Annotated in this window: 17 protein-coding genes and 1 tRNA gene; 6 read left to right on the top strand and 12 right to left on the bottom strand. The window is 40.5% G+C overall.

Features of this window, described 5'->3' with window-relative positions; all coding sequences use genetic code 11:
* Nucleotides 1-208: 208 nt before the first annotated feature.
* Nucleotides 209-1,336, top strand: coding sequence for an ATP-binding protein (locus EIP89_RS04785; RefSeq protein ID WP_124397523.1), 1,128 nt, complete (start codon nucleotides 209-211; stop codon nucleotides 1,334-1,336).
* Between the two features lie 634 nt (nucleotides 1,337-1,970).
* Here EIP89_RS04785 and EIP89_RS04780 read toward each other — a convergent pair.
* From EIP89_RS04780 to ccoG, 8 genes are all read right to left on the bottom strand, one after another.
* Nucleotides 1,971-2,270 carry a GIY-YIG nuclease family protein gene (locus tag EIP89_RS04780; RefSeq protein ID WP_124397522.1) on the bottom strand — a complete coding sequence of 100 codons (300 nt, stop codon included), beginning with the start codon at nucleotides 2,268-2,270 and terminating at the stop codon, nucleotides 1,971-1,973.
* 77 nt (nucleotides 2,271-2,347) lie between these two features.
* Nucleotides 2,348-2,647, bottom strand: a complete 300-nt coding sequence (locus tag EIP89_RS04775) for a GIY-YIG nuclease family protein (RefSeq protein ID WP_124397521.1) — start codon at nucleotides 2,645-2,647, stop codon at nucleotides 2,348-2,350.
* Nucleotides 2,648-2,686: 39 nt separating this feature from the next.
* Nucleotides 2,687-2,759 (bottom strand) — tRNA-Met (locus EIP89_RS04770).
* A 28-nt stretch (nucleotides 2,760-2,787) separates the two neighbouring features.
* On the bottom strand, nucleotides 2,788-4,647 hold the full coding sequence (locus EIP89_RS04765) for a 2-oxoacid:acceptor oxidoreductase subunit alpha (RefSeq protein WP_124397520.1): 1,860 nt from the start codon (nucleotides 4,645-4,647) through the stop codon (nucleotides 2,788-2,790).
* Between the two features lie 68 nt (nucleotides 4,648-4,715).
* Complete coding sequence (locus EIP89_RS04760) at nucleotides 4,716-4,955, bottom strand: NifU family protein (protein ID WP_371851060.1); 240 nt, start codon at nucleotides 4,953-4,955, stop codon at nucleotides 4,716-4,718.
* 76 nt (nucleotides 4,956-5,031) lie between these two features.
* Nucleotides 5,032-5,799 carry a sulfite exporter TauE/SafE family protein gene (locus EIP89_RS04755; RefSeq protein WP_124397518.1) on the bottom strand — a complete coding sequence of 256 codons (768 nt, stop codon included), beginning with the start codon at nucleotides 5,797-5,799 and terminating at the stop codon, nucleotides 5,032-5,034.
* Nucleotides 5,796-6,218, bottom strand: a complete 423-nt coding sequence (locus EIP89_RS04750) for a FixH family protein (RefSeq protein WP_124397517.1) — start codon at nucleotides 6,216-6,218, stop codon at nucleotides 5,796-5,798. The genes EIP89_RS04755 and EIP89_RS04750 overlap by 4 nt, the downstream gene beginning before the upstream one ends.
* Before the next feature lie 7 nt (nucleotides 6,219-6,225).
* Nucleotides 6,226-7,653, bottom strand: a complete 1,428-nt coding sequence (ccoG, locus tag EIP89_RS04745) for a cytochrome c oxidase accessory protein CcoG (protein WP_124397516.1) — start codon at nucleotides 7,651-7,653, stop codon at nucleotides 6,226-6,228.
* A gap of 254 nt (nucleotides 7,654-7,907) precedes the next feature.
* Here ccoG and hemC point away from each other — a divergent pair, with 254 nt between their 5' ends.
* From hemC to EIP89_RS04730, 3 genes are read left to right on the top strand one after another with little or no spacing between them, the layout of a single operon-like run.
* Entirely contained in the window at nucleotides 7,908-8,807 is a 900-nt protein-coding gene (gene hemC / locus EIP89_RS04740) for a hydroxymethylbilane synthase (protein WP_124397515.1), read from the top strand.
* A 35-nt stretch (nucleotides 8,808-8,842) separates the two neighbouring features.
* Nucleotides 8,843-10,645: a tetratricopeptide repeat-containing sensor histidine kinase gene (locus EIP89_RS04735; RefSeq protein ID WP_124397514.1), complete on the top strand. Its 1,803-nt coding sequence runs from the start codon at nucleotides 8,843-8,845 to the stop codon at nucleotides 10,643-10,645.
* Nucleotides 10,642-11,259 (top strand): response regulator, encoded by a 618-nt coding sequence (locus EIP89_RS04730; RefSeq protein ID WP_124397513.1) that lies wholly within the window; start codon nucleotides 10,642-10,644, stop codon nucleotides 11,257-11,259. Before EIP89_RS04735 ends, EIP89_RS04730 begins: the two co-directional genes overlap by 4 nt.
* 4 nt (nucleotides 11,260-11,263) lie before the next feature.
* Here EIP89_RS04730 and EIP89_RS04725 read toward each other — a convergent pair whose 3' ends face one another.
* Genes EIP89_RS04725 through EIP89_RS04710 form a run of 4 tightly spaced genes read right to left on the bottom strand, consistent with a single transcriptional unit; the run spans nucleotide 11,264 to nucleotide 13,841 of the window.
* Nucleotides 11,264-11,788: a hypothetical protein gene (locus EIP89_RS04725; RefSeq protein WP_124397512.1), complete on the bottom strand. Its 525-nt coding sequence runs from the start codon at nucleotides 11,786-11,788 to the stop codon at nucleotides 11,264-11,266.
* Nucleotides 11,789-11,806: 18 nt separating this feature from the next.
* Nucleotides 11,807-12,511 carry an SDR family NAD(P)-dependent oxidoreductase gene (locus EIP89_RS04720; protein ID WP_124397511.1) on the bottom strand — a complete coding sequence of 235 codons (705 nt, stop codon included), beginning with the start codon at nucleotides 12,509-12,511 and terminating at the stop codon, nucleotides 11,807-11,809.
* 7 nt (nucleotides 12,512-12,518) lie between these two features.
* Nucleotides 12,519-13,295 (bottom strand): NUDIX hydrolase, encoded by a 777-nt coding sequence (locus tag EIP89_RS04715; protein WP_218019327.1) that lies wholly within the window; start codon nucleotides 13,293-13,295, stop codon nucleotides 12,519-12,521.
* A complete protein-coding gene (locus EIP89_RS04710) occupies nucleotides 13,296-13,841 on the bottom strand; it encodes an inorganic diphosphatase (RefSeq protein WP_124397510.1) in 546 nt (181 codons plus the stop codon). It abuts the gene before it with no gap.
* A 191-nt stretch (nucleotides 13,842-14,032) separates the two neighbouring features.
* On the opposite strand from EIP89_RS04710, the gene EIP89_RS04705 reads away from it, so the two are divergent.
* A complete protein-coding gene (locus EIP89_RS04705; protein ID WP_124397509.1) occupies nucleotides 14,033-16,117 on the top strand; it encodes a protein-disulfide reductase DsbD family protein in 2,085 nt (694 codons plus the stop codon).
* A gap of 51 nt (nucleotides 16,118-16,168) precedes the next feature.
* Nucleotides 16,169-16,924 (top strand): hypothetical protein, encoded by a 756-nt coding sequence (locus EIP89_RS04700; RefSeq protein ID WP_124397508.1) that lies wholly within the window; start codon nucleotides 16,169-16,171, stop codon nucleotides 16,922-16,924.

The raw sequence follows: 16,924 nt of genomic DNA, 5'->3' as shown, positions 1-16,924 counted from the left end.
AGATAAATTAATTGAATCTGTAATAAAAAAATATTCCAAAAATTTCTAAAACCATCAAATATCCCACTATGATGAAAAAACAGATTCTTTTAAGCTTATAATAAATTAAAAATCAAATATATATGCTGAATATGTTTAAATTTGCGAACGCTTCCGCAAATTCTTAAAAAAATATGCGGATAAAATCGCAGATATACATGTCGATAACATGATATACAGGATATTAAATGACCAAATAGAAAAAAAACTCGCCGATCAAAAAGCTATTATCTTATTTGGTCCGAGACAAGTAGGTAAAACCACACTGGTCGAAAGCCTTCTCTCCGGTCGCAACGATGTGCTCCGGCTAAATGGCGATGAAGCCGATGCGCGTGAGTTGCTCTCTGCCCCTAATGTAACCCTACTGCGCACACTCCTCGGCGACAAAAAAATCCTCTTTATCGACGAAGCCCAGCGAATAAAGGATATTGGTTTAGTTATCAAGATGATTGTCGATCATCTGAAAGGGGTAAAAGTGATCGCTACGGGCTCTTCATCTTTCGATTTATCCAATCAAGTAAATGAACCACTAACAGGTCGCAAATGGGAATATCTGATGACACCCCTTAGCTATGAAGAACTTGTGAAGCATCACGGAGCGCTGGAAGAGAAGCGTCTGCTCACACACCGCATGCTCTATGGCTATTATCCAGAGGTGGTTTCTAATCCGGGCAACGAAAGGGAAATCCTATTTGAACTCGCCAACAGCTATCTCTATCGAGACATCCTCACCTGGGAGCGCATCCAAAAGCCCGATCGGATGGAAAGACTTGTGATGGCGTTGGCCTTTCAAGTTGGAAGCCCGGTCTCATACAATGAGCTAGGCCAAATCTGCGGACTTGACAACGAAACTGTGGAACACTACATCGACCTGCTCGAGAAGGCATTTATTATTTTTAGGCTTTACCCCTTCAGCCGCAACCTTCGAAATGAGCTTAAAAAATCCAGGAAAATCTATTTTTACGACAACGGCATCCGAAATGCTGTAATCAAGCAATTTCAACCCCTCGATATGCGCGATGATGTGGGTGCTCTTTGGGAAAACTTCGTGGTAAGTGAGCGCATGAAACTGCTTAAAAATCACCGCATCTTTGCCAATTCGTACTTCTGGCGCAACCATGCCAAGCAAGAAATAGATTATGTGGAAGAGCTCGACGGCTCTATTTCAGCATACGAATTCAAATGGTCAGCCAGCAAATCCTCCGTTCGTATGCCTACTGCCTTTAAAGAAGAGTACAATCCTGAAAACATGAAAGATATACATCAAAATAACTATTCTTCGTTTTTGACTTATTAATAAAAATTTCGAATACATCCGCAAATTCTTAAAAAAATTTGCGGATACAATCGCAAAATTTATACTTACTTAGAAAAATACAGCAAAATATTACGTAAGGAAGATTACAAAACTTTGAATAACAGCTTTATGTAAAAGAATAACTACAAGAAAAAAATTTTCCAAAAAATTTAAAATGAACTTCCGTATGGGCAATCGCTCAAAAAAAGACTTTTTAAGAGCCTACAAATATTTGTAAAACAGGTAAATATGCTAAAAGTATTAAAATTTGCGAATGCATCCGCAAATTCTTAAAAAATTTTGCGGATGTATTCGCAGAGTTGAGCAATTTTTATCTGAAACATCATGTAAAATAAATCCTTTAAGAAAGAGAAATTCATGGGAGTAGACTTTGATAGATATTTCTTGGCTTCTGTCTCTTGTGGGTAATTTCAACAAGATGGGTTTTCTCGATATATACCATAATCTGAATATGTTCTTTAAAAATATGATATACAAGAGATTACGTCTATACCACATAAAAAGATTCATCGGAAACCGAACTAAGGATTTACACGAAAAAAAGCCGCTAAAAACAGCGACCTTCAAATTGTTAGTAGCGGGGGCAGGATGCTGACGAAGCCCAAAGGGCATGTCAGCACCCAGACAATTGAAGCAGCAGCTTCAATTCGTCTGGGCTCGAAATACCTGCGGCATAGCGAAGCATAAAAGAGATTTTACGTTTTCGGCTGAGATTTTTAAGTTTAAGTTCAAGCCGCACAGCTTCATTTCGCGAACTTTTAGAAGTTGACCAAAGGAGTATCCAAGGAGCATATCGTCTTGTGGAGGGTTCCAATTTTGAGTTGTGTCTATTAAGAAGTTTGAGGAGGTCATCGGTATGGCCGACGTAAAAGGTATCAGCAGGGGTAGAATAGAGAATATAAACGAAGTACATAAAAAAAGCCGCTAAAAACAGCGACTTTCAAATTGTTAGTAGCGGGGGCAGGATGCTGACGAAGCCCAAAGGGCATGTCAGCACCCAGACAATTGAAGCAGCAGCTTCAATTCGTCTGGGCTCGAAATACCTGCGGCATAGCGAAGCATAAAAGAGATTTTACGTTTTCGGCTGAGATTTTTAAGTTTAAGTTCAAGCCGCACAGCTTCATTTCGCGAATTTTTAGAAGTTGACCAAAGGAGTATCCAAGGAGCATATCGTCTTGTGGAGGGTTCCAATTTTGAGTTGTGTCTATTAAGACGTTTGAGGAGGTCGTCGGTATGGCCGACGTAAAAGGTATCAGCAGAGGTAGAATAGAGAATATAAACGAAGTACATAAAAAAAGTCGCTAAAAACAGCGACTTTCAAATTGTTAGTAGCGGGGGCAGGACTCGAACCTGCGGCCTTCGGGTTATGAGCCCGACGAGCTACCAACTGCTCCACCCCGCGATATCAAATTAGGGCTGCAAAGATAAATTCACAAGCTCGTTTCCACCAAATTTTTTGTCAAAATTTTTATTGCTTCGTCTTCGATTTCTTTTGCTAAAAAGGGCTGACCTTTAACTTTATGTAATTCAAAGGGTTTAATGCCTAACTCGGCTTTTAGATAAAAGGCTAATTGACCCATGTTAAGTTCAGGGATAAGAATATTTGAAAATCCTTTTACTAGATCTCTTACGTTTTTTTGTAGTGGGAAGAGATATTTTAAATGCATTTGTGAGACTCTATGTCCTTTTTTTCTCAAATCCTGTACGGCTACTTTGATAGCTCCATAGGTTGAGCCCCATCCAATGATCAACAGATCACCTGTTTTTTCACCTTCATCAAGTATTGCATCAGGCAGGTAGTTGGCAATGTTTAGAATCTTCTGAAGGCGAATATTCACCATTTTTTGATGATTTTCAGGATCATATGATACAGCTCCGGTAATGTCTTCTTTTTCCAGTCCGCCGATTCGATGCATCATTCCTGGTGTACCAGGAGTTGCCCAACCCCTCACAAAGTCTTCATCGCGTTTGTAAGGCATGAAAACTTCGCCTTCTGGAGTGGGGTGTTTCACTGTGATTTTCGGCAGTTGCTCTGCTGATGGATAAAGCCAGGGTTCAGCCCCATTGGCTATGTAGCCGTCTGATAAAAGAATGACCGGAGTCATATGCTCAATGGCAATACGACAGGCTTCAAAAGTGACATCAAAACAATCAGCAGGGGTAGAGGCTGCTAACACAGGAAGTGGAGCTTCGCCATTGCGGCCATGAATGGCTTGAAATAAATCGGCTTGTTCTGTTTTGGTAGGCAGTCCGGTAGAAGGGCCTCCGCGTTGTACATCGATGATAACCAAAGGAATTTCAAGCATCACTGCTAATCCAATGGCTTCGGTTTTTAAGGCCATTCCCGGGCCTGATGTGCCTGTAGCTGCTAGATTTCCACCATATGATGCCCCGATAGCTGAGCCGATGGCCGCGATTTCGTCTTCAGCTTGAAACGTGTATACATCGTATGCCTTGTAACTTGACAAAAGGTGCAATATATCAGATGCCGGGGTGATAGGATAGGATCCGTAAAAGAGTTTTAGACCGGCTTTTTTAGCAGCGGTAACTAATCCGATTGCAATGGCTTCATTACCAGTAATGCTTCGATAAGTGCCTGCTGGAAGTTGAGCTTTTTCAACCACAAAACGTTCAGCAGTTGCTTCGATAGTCTCTCCGAAGTGGTATCCCGCTCTCAGAGCTGTTATGTTGGCTTCTTGTACAGTAGGCTGTTGAGAAAATTTCTGTTGAAAAAATTTGATAGTGGGTTCTAGGTCGCGTGTATATAGCCAATACACAAGCCCAAGCATAAACATATTTCGGCTGCGATCCATGTCGCGGGTGCTTAGGCCAAGGTGTTTTAAGGCTTCGCGGGTAAGTTTGGTACACTCTACCTCAATGAGTTTATAGTTGCTTAGGCTTCCGTCAGTGAGCGGGTTTTTATCTGGTGGAATGTTTGCGAGCTCGAGGTTGCGCTTATCAAACCCATTTGTATTTGCAATGATTAAACCTCCCGGTTTTAGTGCTGACAGATTTTTTTTTAGAGCGGCAGCATTCATCACCACAAGTGTATCTACTTGGCCTCCAGGAGTATAAATTTCAGTGGAACCAAAATTTATCTTAAATCCGCTGACACCTGACACTGTACCCGCAGGAGCTCTTATCTCAGCCGGAAAGTCAGGAAATGTGCTAAGATCATTTCCTTTAATGGCTGTTGTCATTGAAAATTGCATACCGGCCAGCTGAATGCCATCTCCTGAATCTCCGGCAAATAATACCGTAGCCTTCTCAATTGTTTTTACATTCCCCATTTTACCCAGAAATACTCGTTAAAGTACGCTATATGCTCACCACATTTTTAATGAAATTTATCAGGCTATTAGGCCACTTGTATCACTTCTTTTACATCAGGCACATACTTTTTAATAGTAGTTTCTACGCCTGCTTTTAAAGTTATTTGATTCACATTGCATCCTACGCAAGTGCCATGTAAACGAATTTTTACAGTCAGATCATCACTGATTTCTACCAAAGACACATCCCCTCCATCAGTCTGTAAAAAAGGACGAACTTCCGATAAAGCTTGCTCGACTTTTTGCAATATTTCAGGATTCATCAAAATCTATTACCCTTTTACTGTGAAATTTATGGCAAAAATACTTTTAAAAATCAGCACTTAAAACGAAGTCCATCATTTAATGACATTCGTGAGCACTGCTATCGTTTTCTTTTGGTGCCGTACAACAACTTCCCGGTGCCGCTTGAGCTTTAACAGTGGCTTCTTTGACTTTGAGTGCTTCGTGCTTGGGGCTGATAAATCGAATTCCAAGATCGGCCCCTCTTAAAACAAAAATCAATCCTACGATAATGGTAATTGAAGAAATAATCCTAGCAGCATTAAAGCCTTTTAACGACAATGCATATCTACCCCCAACGCTGAGAAGATACAATGCCGGCAAAGTTCCTAAGCCAAAAACAAACATAAATGCTGCTCCCAGGATTGGATTTCCTGTACCAAGTGCTCCAGCAAGTGCTACATAAACGAGCCCACACGGCAGAAGTCCATTAAGGCTACCGAGTAACACAATGAAAAACGGATTTCTGGGCTTTTGTAGTAATTTATTTCGTAAGGAATTTATTTTTAACCGATAAAAAACTTTGGTAAAAAACTTTTCAAAGGCCGATTGAAAAAAAGGAATCAATCCCATCACTATCATTATCGCTCCGGCAAGAATGGAAACCCATGACTGCATGCCTGCGAGTGAAATAGATTTGCCCAGAGCACCAAATATCAACCCAAAAATCGCGTATGTAAAGGATCTACCTATATGGTAAAGAAAAGCACCGAGCCATTTATTTATTTTTCCACTGTACAGTCCGGGTACAGCCATAGCTAAAGGACCACACATGCCCACACAGTGCAGTGAGCCGGCTAGTCCCAGCATAAAACCTGCTCCAATCATAAGAAAACGGTTTCTTCAAATAAGTACTTTTTGCCGTTGTAGGTAACAAGGCATTTCAGATTCCACTTACCTGGTTTGAAATCTGAGCGCGGCAGCACTACCAACGTATCGGTAGAGGAATAAAACCTATCAAAAATCTTTCGCTCAGGATGTATAAAGTTGATCTGAGCTTCAAAAAAACCTTCAAAGGGTAATCGAATGTACACATTTTGGGCATCGTAATGAATATTTAGAAATCTATTTTCGTCGATGGCCCGCTGCTTTTCTTCCATCCGCTCTTGATACAGCAGCTCTTCGTTATAATAATTTTCTGTAATTAAGTCAGTGTTTTCGCGCATCATTCCAATTACATGGTATATCACAAAAGCTGCAAATCCTACCAAAGCAAACACTATGTACCAACCCCAATTCAGTTTCATACGTCAATCACTTTTTAATCGGTGCTTGGAAGGACAATTTTACTTCGTCAAGCAATTCATCTCCATTAAATACGCCGATTTTTATGGTGTTTTTACCTGAAGAGAGCTTTTCTTTAGGAATATACACAAACATGGCTCCTTTTTTAATGTCTTGAATTCCAAGTTCAAAAGTGAGATCTTCTTTACCAGGAAGCATGATCCGGGCATCTGTGGGCTCAATCATGCGCAGTTCTGCCTTAATAGGCATAGAGGTTTTATTGATCAGTTGGTAGTTATACACATTGCTGATGGTTCCATCATCGTAAGCCTGATAAAGTTGGCCAGGGGTTCGAAGGATGGTTGCTTCTACTTTTACCCGGCTGAAAATCAAGAAGCCCATAAGCCCCAGAAGTAGTGTGAGCACTACAGTATAAAAGGCCAGTCGGCCGGTGAATCTCCACTTTTCACCGTTAGCTATTTGGTTTTCAGAGGCATATTTAATTAAGCCTCTGGGTTTGTTGATTTTATCCATTACAGCATCGCAGGCGTCGATGCAGGCGGTACAATTCACACACTCTAGCTGTGTTCCATTGCGTATATCGATACCCGTCGGACACACATCAACGCACTGGCCGCAGTCGATGCAATCTCCCTTTCCGGCTGCTGTTCGGTCTTCGTTTTTGCGAAATTTGGCTCTTGGTTCGCCTCTTAAGCGGTCGTAGGCAATCACAATGGAATTTCGGTCGAGCAGTACGCCCTGTAATCTGCCATAAGGACATACCACTATACAAACTTGCTCTCTAAACCAAGCGAATACGAAGAAAAACACTCCACTGAAGATAATCATCGCTACAAGGCCACCGATATGCTTCGACGGATCGTCAGACACCAGCTTAATCCAGGCATCAGAACCGATGATGTACATCAAAAACACATTGCCGATGATAAAAGATATCAGATAGAAAATACCGTTTTTCAGAACGCGTTTACGGATTTTTTCTGCGTTCCATGGCATCGAGGCAAGCCGTAGCTGTTGACCGCGGTCGCCGTCGATCCAATATTCGATTTTTCGAAAGAGCATTTCCATGAATATCGTTTGTGGACACACCCATCCGCAGAAGAGTCGGCCGTATGCTACTGTGAATAAGATGATAAAAACAACGCCAGTAACAAAGGTAAGAGCCACTAAATGAAAGTCTTGTGGCCAGAAAACCTGTCCGAGTATCACAAACTTGCGCTCTAGAATGTTGAGCATCAAAAAGGGCTGACCGTTGATGCGAATGAAAGGACCTGTGAAAAAAATCGTTAAAAGCACGTAGCTGAGCCAAGTGCGATATTTATAAAATTTACCAGAGGGCTTTTTTGGATAAATAAACTTTCTCTTGCCATCTTCAGTGATAAATCCTACACGATCTCTGAACGATTCATCTGACAAAAAGTCTTCACTTGAACTCATTTTTATCTAATGGTTTTAGTATAATCAAAAGTAGATTAATGACATTTGGTACTATTATGACATTTATCAATTCAAGTCGTAATATCAATTACTTTGTAATGAATAGCGCCTGTTTTTGCTTAGATTTAACTTGTCTGAGTTTTTTTTGGAAAGATGTTTATACGTGTAGATTGAAATTTTTTCTGTTCCATTAAAAAGGAATAAGAGCTGTGAATTGCATTATTCTTTCGGATTTTTGCTCAAAATAGTATTCAGTGAATAACGTTATACGAATTGGTACTCGCGATAGCCGCTTGGCACTTTGGCAAGCAGAGTTTGTAGCTAAGACCTTACAAAAGATCGGTATACCGACTGAAATCATTCCTGTAAAAAGCCAAGGAGATATAAATCTTACAACTCCTTTGTATGAAATGGGAATCCAAGGGATTTTTACCAAGACACTCGATGTTGCTTTAATAGAAAATAAAATAGACATAGCTGTTCACTCTTATAAAGATGTCCCAACTACTCTGCCCAAAGGGCTGGTAATAGCTGCAGTGCCTGAACGGGGGAATTACACCGATTCATTGGTTTCAAAAAAGCAAATTGAAGTCAGAGAGTTATTTGAATCCAAATGTATCATTGCTACTGGCAGTGTGCGCCGTAAGGCTCAATGGCTTCACTCTTACCCACACCATCATATTGAGCCATTAAGAGGAAATGTCTTGACCCGACTACAAAAACTGGAAACCCATGGTTGGGATGGGGCCATCTTTGCATCGGCAGGTCTTCAAAGATTAGAAATTAAGGGGTTTTACTCTTATGAACTACCCTTTTTACCAGCTCCCGGACAGGGAGCCCTGGCAATAGTAGCTCGGGAAGAGGATGAAAAGATCCGGGCGATGCTCGAACCGTTACATCATTCAGAAACAGGGCTCTGTGTATCGCTAGAGAAAACATTTTTAAAAACGCTAGAAGGAGGGTGCTCAGCTCCGATAGCGTGCTTAGCCACAGTAGAGAACAAAAGGGGTTACTTCAGAGGTGAATTTTATGAATTGAAAAATTTTTCGAAAGTGTATACCACAGAATTTCATTTTTCTTTAAATGATGACGCCCATCAAATCGTTAAAAATAAAGCCATTCAACTATTAAAAAAGAAAAAAAATTACGATTAAAAATTTCTTTATATTTGAACTGAATCAAGCCGTTCATGAAAAAAGCGCTTACCTCGATAGTACTTTGTTTATTCACGCTAACTATCAGCGCTCAAAACGGTTCATGGAATGCACGCTTTATTTCAGCAGTCTCACCTGCTTACACCGATTCTCAGCAAAAAGATACGCTTAACAAACTCCTTCGAATAGCAGAAACAGAAGATATAAAGGAGGCAAAACCGTTGTATTACAATGCTTTGGCGGCTTACTACTATCAGGTGGAAAAGCCTGAGTCGATGATTACATATCTGTATAAAGCTATTGAACTCAATCGCAAACAAGACAACAAAACCTTGCTCTCTACAAATTACAATTTGCTTTCAATCTATCATCAGGAGCAACAGAACTACGACAAGGCTCTTGAGGCTATTCAGCAAGCAATTTTTTACCTCGATACCCTAAAGCAATCAATCCTTCACAAGATTTATTTGAGCAATTTAGCAGCAATTCATTTTATGAAAGAAGATTATATAAGTGCTAAAGATATATATGAAAAAAATATAGATTTTTATCTCGCTGTTCAAGATACGGTGTCTTATTTAAGCGATTTGTACAATTTAGCTTTCAGTTACTACAAATTAAAAGATTTTGAAAAGTCAAAGAATACAATCGAAAAGTTTTTAAAAACCTACTATCTTTTTTCAGAAAAAAGTGAAATACAAGACCTTCTGGCTAATATCTATGGAACATTGGAGAAAATAAGTTTTGACCAAGGCATGTATACATCAGCCTTACTTTATCAAAACAGAAAGCTAGAAATTGCTAGAACCTTGAACAACTATGCAATGCTTTCAGAAGTTTATGAAAGACGTTCAGAAACGCACGAACGACTAGGTCAATACGAAGAGGCACTGCGATCTAGCAAACTAGCTGCCCAATACAAAGACTCCTTGCTTAACGAAACACGACTGAAAGCACTTGCTGAAATGGAATCGAAATACGAATCAAAAATTAAAACTCTGGAGCTCCAGGATGCAAAAAACAAAATATCTATCGAACAGCGAAAGAAAAAGCAATATCTCGCTCTCAGCCTGCTTATAGCCACTGTGCTCATCGGCAGCTCAATAGTTGTATATCAGAAAATAAAACTCAATAAAAAAGAATTGATGCTGTATGATGAGAAAATTAATAAACTAATCAAAGACCACGAGCTTGAAACGGCCAATGCCTTACTACGCGGGCAAGACATGGAACGGGAACACATAGCCACTGAGTTACACGATCGCCTGGGCAGCATGATGGGAAATATCAAACTTCATTTACAAGTACTTGCTAAAAAACTATCCTTTGATGAACATTTAAAAAGTGAACTCCAATCTACTGCTGAGTTGATAAAAGAAGCAGCTGATGAAATTCGCCGTATTTCGCACAACTTGTCAACTGGTATTGTTCATCGATATGGTTTGAAAGCTGCTGTCGAGGAGTTCAGTAATCAGATTTCAAAATCCGGCATGATTCAAATCGAAGTGGAGTTTACTCCGGTTGATTTCCCTCGATTGGATAGAGACCTAGAAACTCAGATTTACCGAATAATTCAGGAATTCACATCCAACACCCTTAAACACGCACGTGCTTCTGTTGTCCATCTTTTTATTGCGTATTTAAACGATGAAATTCAAATTCTCTTCGAAGACAACGGACGTGGTTTTGAGGTGAATAAAAAGAGCAGAGGAATTGGTATTTTTAATATAGAAAACAGAATATCAAAAATCAATGGTTCAATGGAAATAGATTCAAAACCAGGAAGGGGAACAGCCATATCCATTACAATTCCCGTTAAGAAAAAATCATTGGCATGATTCGCGTACTTATTGCCGAAGATCAAAGGCTTTTTATCAATGCACTTCAAAAAGTCATCGAAGAGGAGAAAGACTTTGAAATTGTTGGCTATTGTGATAGCGGTGATGAAGTTTTGAATAGTGTCTTAAAGTATGAGCCAGATGTATTATTGCTCGACATCAACATGCCAGGTATGGACGGCGTAACAGTGGCAGAGCAACTTAGGAAATCGGGAGTAGACGTTCGAATATTAGTCGTAACATCCTATTCTTCAAAGCTTTTAGTAAATGAATTGCACTCTTTGGGTGTTAATGGATTTATTCTAAAGTCAGATGACATAAACGTGCTGTTTGAGGCCATTCGCACAGTATACAACGGGGAAAGCTACTTTACTGAAGAAATTAGAGATTTTCTAAAGAAAAAAACAGAAGTAAAAAACCACCCTACGCTATCGAGTCGCGAAATACAAATCATTCAACTTATTTGTCAAGGCCTTTCGTCAAACGAGATTGCTGAGCGCCTGCACATCAGTCCGCTAACAGTAGATACCCATCGAAAAAAGATCAATCAAAAACTCAATATAAAGCACACCAGTGAATTAATTAAATACGCTATTCAGCGCGGGCTTGCGTAGTATTTCAATTCGTCTTTACCAGAGTAATGATCATATCGATAGGAAGCGACCCTAACAGAGGAGCTTGAAAGGGATATGTGGTGCGCCACACTTGAACGTTGAATTCATTGGTTAGCACTCTAAAGTTTAGAGTACTCCCGTTGCTCTGGGTCAGGGTTACTGTTTTTTCGTCGTTTGAGATCAAATAAGTGCCTGTAATATTAATATTTACTGGTATCGGGATAGGAAGACCAAAGCCTAAATCGACAGAGGCTGAAAACTGCAGTTGAAAATTCATGTTTTTAGGTTCCCTTTCAGCCCTCATGTTGCCGTTAGGATTTTCTGTAATACCAGATACAGTGACGGGGGGCAGACCCTGGCTGCTTAAATCTACCTGCGTCGAATACGTGACAAACGAAGGTTTCCAATCGCCTGGTAGTCTTTCAGACAGAGCTTTTGGAGGCTCTAAATATACGTATTCCACACGCTTGCGACAAGCTGTAGAAAGCGCTAAAAAAACAATAAATAGAAAGGAAGAAAATTTTTTCATGACAGAGAAACGACGCTTTTAAAGGTCCTTGATTGAAATTTTAACTCCTGTGAAAGTCAAAGGATTTTGAATCAAATGTATTATTTTTTTTGAAACCGAATAAGGGTTGTTTAAATTGTTGTTTTTAAAAGCTGCTTTAAATCGATCAACTTCAGGAAATTCTTTGAGACTTTTACTTCGAATGTGCGATTGCATAGGTGTATCGACCATACCCGGGGCAAATGAGTACACCCGATAGCTTGGGTATTCTAAAGCCAGGCATTCACTCAGCATATCAAGGGCTGCTTTTGTAGAGCAGTAAGGGCTCCAATGCGTAATGGGATAGCGAGCCGCTCCAGAACTTATGTTTACAATTGTTTTTGCGACTTTTCTATCTAGAGTATGTCGGATGAACCAGGCTGAGAGCAGATGTACAGCCTGGACATTGATTTTATAAATTTTTTCAAGTGATTCGGCATCAATGGAATGTGCTGGTGCTATCGGCTCAATGATTGCGGCATTGTTGATTAAAACATATTCATTCGCCACTGGCAGCCGATCGGGAAGGGAGTTATGAAAGTCCGATTTTGAAAGATCTGTGTGAAAAAAGGTAAAGTTAGTATGCTGTATTTCATTTTTTCTCGAAAAGCCCCAAACTTTAAAATCAGGGTTTTCTAAAAAGGTTTCTGCCAAAGCACGGCCAAGTCCTTGGTGCGTTCCGGTGATAATTGCAAGCTTATGCATATTTGGTTCAATAGATTTCTACAGTGTCTCCGTTAAAAGCACCGAGTTCAGCCAATTCACGCAGATTAAACTCGTATAATTGGGCTGGTTTATGTAAAACGCCTTGTTGTTTTTCAGGTAGAGGAATGAGGATGTTTTCTCTCAGGATTTTTTTTCGGAAGTTCCTTTTGTCGAATTTTTTATCTGTGATGATTTCGTATAATCGTTGTAATTGGCTGAGCGTGAATTTTTTTGGAAGAAGTTCAAAACCTATTCGATGAGCTTCAAATTCACGACGAAGAGTCTTTAGACCTTCGATAACGATTTGATTGTGATCAAAAGCCAGGGGAGGCACGTTGTGCACATCACACCAATAAACTTTATCGGCAAATGAACTCGCTTCAGGCGAAAAGTCGTGCATTTTTACCAGTGCATAATATGCTACAGTAATTACGCGTGCTTGAGGATATTCGCGATAGGTCTGAAGCCAGGCAAGGTCTTTTACATCGCGCACACGCTGCGGATCGCCGAAGGCTTTGAACTGGCAAAGATAGATGCCTTTAAGTCCGGTAAGCTCTCTAAGTACCCTATTTGCAGCCTGGTCGAGGCTCTCATCCTCCATCACCAGGTCGCCGGGTAGAGCGCTTTGAGGTTTTATAGATTTATTTAAGGGCTTTTGTTCGATCAGAAGCACATTCAGTCGTTCGTTGTCAAACCCAAACACCACACAATCTACAGAAACGTTTGGATTTAAATTTTTTGAATTCATGCTGTTACAGGTAATGGATGTGGCGCGGTTGTACATTTAATCAAATGTTCTATCGTATAGATCAATGGCCTCTTTCAGAATTTGGAGAGCTATGTTTACATCCTGAAATTCTTCTACTTTCACAGACTTGTTCTCCAGTTTTTTATAATCTTCGAAAAATGCTCTCAACTCAGCGATCATGTGAGGTGGCAGTTCCTTGATGCTCTTGATGTGGCTTACCGAGGGGTCGCCTGCAGCTACCGCTATGAGCTTGTCGTCGGCTTCGCCTTGATCGAGCATACGCATTACGCCAATTACACGAGCTTCAACGATGCAGAGAGGCACAGTTTCAATTTGAGAGATCACAAGTATGTCGAGCGGGTCATTGTCGTCGCAAAAGGTTTGAGGTATAAATCCGTAATTAGCCGGATAATACACAGATGAATACAATACTCTATCGAGTATAATTAAGCCGGTTTCTTTGTCCAGTTCATATTTTGCCCGTGAACCCTTAGGTATTTCAATAATTGCATTTACTGTTGATTTTATAAAATCGGCCTGATTATCAACGAAGTGCCATGGGTTGTTTTGCTTTGACGACATTGATTGTACTTGTTTTGTCTACAAAAGTACTTTTTTTGGGAAAGACAAAACCTAACGTTAATCATTTAAAAATATGTTTAAATCGGACTATTTGACGACTTCATTTAAAGCCAATGGGTGAATAGTCCTTTTTCTAAGCACGACATTTCGTTTATTTTGCAGGGAGTTTTAATAGGAAAACTTTTTTCTTCATGAAATTTTTTCTCAATCTAGTTTTCAGTCTTTCGGTATTATTCACATATGCTCAAAATTTTCGGTCACCGGTAAACTGGCGTTTTAAGATCCAAAATCTTTCAGACAAGGAAGCTGACCTGATCTTTACCGCGCGTATCGAGGGCGATTGGCACCTTTATTCATCTGATATGCCTCTGGGCAATGGACCTATTCCTACTTCCTTCAATTTCGAAGAAAGCAAAGATTTTAAACTTGTAGGCAAAGTAAAGGAAGGAACTCCCAAGGAAGAGTTTGACCCGAACTTTAACATGAAGGTCAAGTACTTTTCAAAGTTTGCAGAGTTTCGTCAGCGTATCGCTATACTGACCAATAAACCGTTCATAGCCAAGGGGTACTTAGAATTTATGGTATGTAACGACGAGACGTGTTTACCACCTACGGCAGTTGATTTTCAATTTGAAGTTACACCTCCACCTTCGGCAAAAGAAGAATCTTCTGTTCCGGTCGAGCAAAATCCCATTGATTATATTGCGAGCAATACGGATTCATCAACATCTGTAAGAAATGCAGGTTCAACTTCCTCAGAGGAAAATTTCATTTCAGAGCCTGAAAGTCAGCCAACACAGGAGATCGTAGCAGCCGAAAATCCTGAGAAAAATTCAGAAACTTCTTTTACCGGATTGTTTATTTTCAGCTTTTTGGGGGGCTTGGCCGCACTGCTCACACCTTGTGTTTTTCCCATGATCCCACTTACAGTTAGCTATTTTACAAAAAAGAGTCAAAATCGGGCTCAGGGCATCAGCAACGCACTCATCTATGGGTTGAGCATAATGATACTCTATGTGGGTGTTACTTACACCATTACACGCATCGCTGGCCCTGCAGCTATGAATGCCTTCTCTACCAATCCATTTGTCAATCTGGTATTCTTTGCTCTTCTGGTAATTTTTGCCATTTCGTTTTTCGGAGCTTTTGAGATCACATTGCCATCATCGTGGATCAACAAAGCTGACAGTGCCAGCGAGCGCGGAGGGATCGTAGGAATCTTTTTTATGGCTTTTACTCTTGCTTTGGTAAGTTTTAGTTGTACGGGTCCGATTATCGGCACGCTCTTATTTGAGGCCTTTAGCGGTGGAATTAAAGGTCCATTGATCGGAATGACTGGATTTTCGCTTGCTTTGGCAATTCCTTTTACGCTGTTTGCAGCTTTTCCCGGTTGGCTTAATTCCTTACCGCGTTCAGGAGGTTGGCTTAACAGTGTAAAAGTGGTTTTGGGTTTTGTAGAGCTTGCTCTCGCTTTCAAGTTTCTTTCAACGGCTGATTTGGTTTGGCAATCAGGCATCTTGCTGAGAGAATATTTTATAATAATCTGGATCGCAATAGGCCTTTTATTAACGATCTATTTATTAGGCTTTTACAGGCTTCCACACGACTCTAAAACTGAAAAAATCGGTGTGGGCCGACTTCTTTTGGCGGTGTTGTCGCTCTCTTTTACGCTGTATCTGATTCCAGGTCTATGGGGTGCACCTCTTAAATTGATCAGCGGACTTACGCCTCCGATGTGGTACACTGAGGCACCACTGGGCAAAGCCACTGCTGCCACCGAAGCCAAATCAACCGAATATATTGAAGGTGCTCATCCTGAGAGCTGTCCACACGGATTAAATTGCTTTCACGACTTTGAACTTGGCCTTGCCTACGCCAAAAAAGTCAATAAACCCATTTTGCTCGACTTTACAGGTTGGGGCTGCGTAAACTGTCGCAAGATGGAAGAGAAAGTGTGGAGCGATCCACGAGTGCTCCAGAAGCTTCAAAACGACTTTGTGCTCATCTCGCTGTATGTGGATGAGCGAACCCCTCTGCCGGCTGATAAACAGTACTATTCAGATATCTTAGGACAGAAAATCAGAAATGTAGGTAATTACTGGGCCGAATTTCAGGCAAAACACTTTGGCACAAACAGCCAACCTTATTATGTAATAGTAGGCCATGAAAATCTCAAGCCACTCAATAAGCCTGAAGCCTATAATACAAACATCGAAGCTTACCTGAAATGGATGGAAGAGGGTATTCAAAACTTTCGAAGTATGGCTGCTCAATAAGCATCTGCTTGAGGCAGCAATGATATATTTGCTTGAGGAAATACCCCAGAAATGAAAAAATTCATTCCATACTTAGTGTTACTGATCTTGGGCATGGCTTGTAGCCGCGATGAGCAGCCAATTTTGCCACCTCGCCCTGAGCAGCCAGGTATTGTTTCTCTTGCAAATAAAATTTTTGGCTTGCCTAAAACACTTTTTTTCCGTTTCGAGCAGTGGAGTACCTATAAAGCTTACATCGACAATAAATACCTCACAGATCGATTAAATACTGAATTTTACGCCTATAATTTTACAAATCAAAATCTCGGAGATCTCATCTGGCACGATGTGCCCATGGTCTTTAGGGCCAACCACTACTACGGGAACTCACTTAGATCGGATAGTTTACTGGGCTATAGCAGAGCTTTAACACATCAGGCCAATAGCCTCGAATGGCCATCATTTATCTATTCACTTTATGCACCTAAACCAATGTTTTTTACCATCGAAGGACTTACGCTGGATTATAAAGTTGATACTATTCAGGGATTTACAATCAAATGGCCGGTAGATTCTGCCCTTCCGCAGGACAATCCCTTATTGCTCTTTGCAGAATTCGACGTACAGGGGCAGCCGGCCACTTTTGCCGATACCCTTGCCGAGTGGGATGGGCAATATGATTATTCCCCGTTATTGCTCACACAAAATCAAAAGAAGAAAATTAAACTCTATTTGGCTCGTGGTACCAGCAACCTCGACACGATTGGAACTCGTACAGCGGGTTTTAGCTTTATACATTTTGGAGAGATCGAATTAGACATTAAATAA

The sequence above is a fragment of the Thermaurantimonas aggregans genome, assembly GCF_003851885.1.
Lineage (GTDB): Bacteria > Bacteroidota > Bacteroidia > Flavobacteriales > Schleiferiaceae > Thermaurantimonas > Thermaurantimonas aggregans.
The sequence above is the reverse complement of the archived record's forward strand: the minus strand, read 5'-3'. Positions and strand labels throughout refer to the sequence as shown.

Excerpts from the sequence above, each read along its gene's own strand:
- EIP89_RS04780 (WP_124397522.1), bottom strand. The coding sequence starts at position 2,270 with ATGTACTTCGTTTATATTCTCTATTCTACCCCTGCTGATACCTTTTAC.
- EIP89_RS04725 (WP_124397512.1), bottom strand. The coding sequence starts at position 11,788 with ATGAAAAAATTTTCTTCCTTTCTATTTATTGTTTTTTTAGCGCTTTCT.
- EIP89_RS04715 (WP_218019327.1), bottom strand. The coding sequence starts at position 13,295 with ATGTACAACCGCGCCACATCCATTACCTGTAACAGCATGAATTCAAAA.
- EIP89_RS04785 (WP_124397523.1), top strand. The coding sequence starts at position 209 with ATGATATACAGGATATTAAATGACCAAATAGAAAAAAAACTCGCCGAT.
- EIP89_RS04775 (WP_124397521.1), bottom strand. The coding sequence starts at position 2,647 with ATGTACTTCGTTTATATTCTCTATTCTACCTCTGCTGATACCTTTTAC.
- EIP89_RS04700 (WP_124397508.1), top strand. The coding sequence starts at position 16,169 with ATGAAAAAATTCATTCCATACTTAGTGTTACTGATCTTGGGCATGGCT.
- EIP89_RS04730 (WP_124397513.1), top strand. The coding sequence starts at position 10,642 with ATGATTCGCGTACTTATTGCCGAAGATCAAAGGCTTTTTATCAATGCA.
- ccoG (WP_124397516.1), bottom strand. The coding sequence starts at position 7,653 with ATGAGTTCAAGTGAAGACTTTTTGTCAGATGAATCGTTCAGAGATCGT.
- EIP89_RS04750 (WP_124397517.1), bottom strand. The coding sequence starts at position 6,218 with ATGAAACTGAATTGGGGTTGGTACATAGTGTTTGCTTTGGTAGGATTT.
- EIP89_RS04755 (WP_124397518.1), bottom strand. The coding sequence starts at position 5,799 with ATGATTGGAGCAGGTTTTATGCTGGGACTAGCCGGCTCACTGCACTGT.
- EIP89_RS04735 (WP_124397514.1), top strand. The coding sequence starts at position 8,843 with ATGAAAAAAGCGCTTACCTCGATAGTACTTTGTTTATTCACGCTAACT.
- EIP89_RS04705 (WP_124397509.1), top strand. The coding sequence starts at position 14,033 with ATGAAATTTTTTCTCAATCTAGTTTTCAGTCTTTCGGTATTATTCACA.
- EIP89_RS04765 (WP_124397520.1), bottom strand. The coding sequence starts at position 4,647 with ATGGGGAATGTAAAAACAATTGAGAAGGCTACGGTATTATTTGCCGGA.
- EIP89_RS04720 (WP_124397511.1), bottom strand. The coding sequence starts at position 12,511 with ATGCATAAGCTTGCAATTATCACCGGAACGCACCAAGGACTTGGCCGT.
- EIP89_RS04710 (WP_124397510.1), bottom strand. The coding sequence starts at position 13,841 with ATGTCGTCAAAGCAAAACAACCCATGGCACTTCGTTGATAATCAGGCC.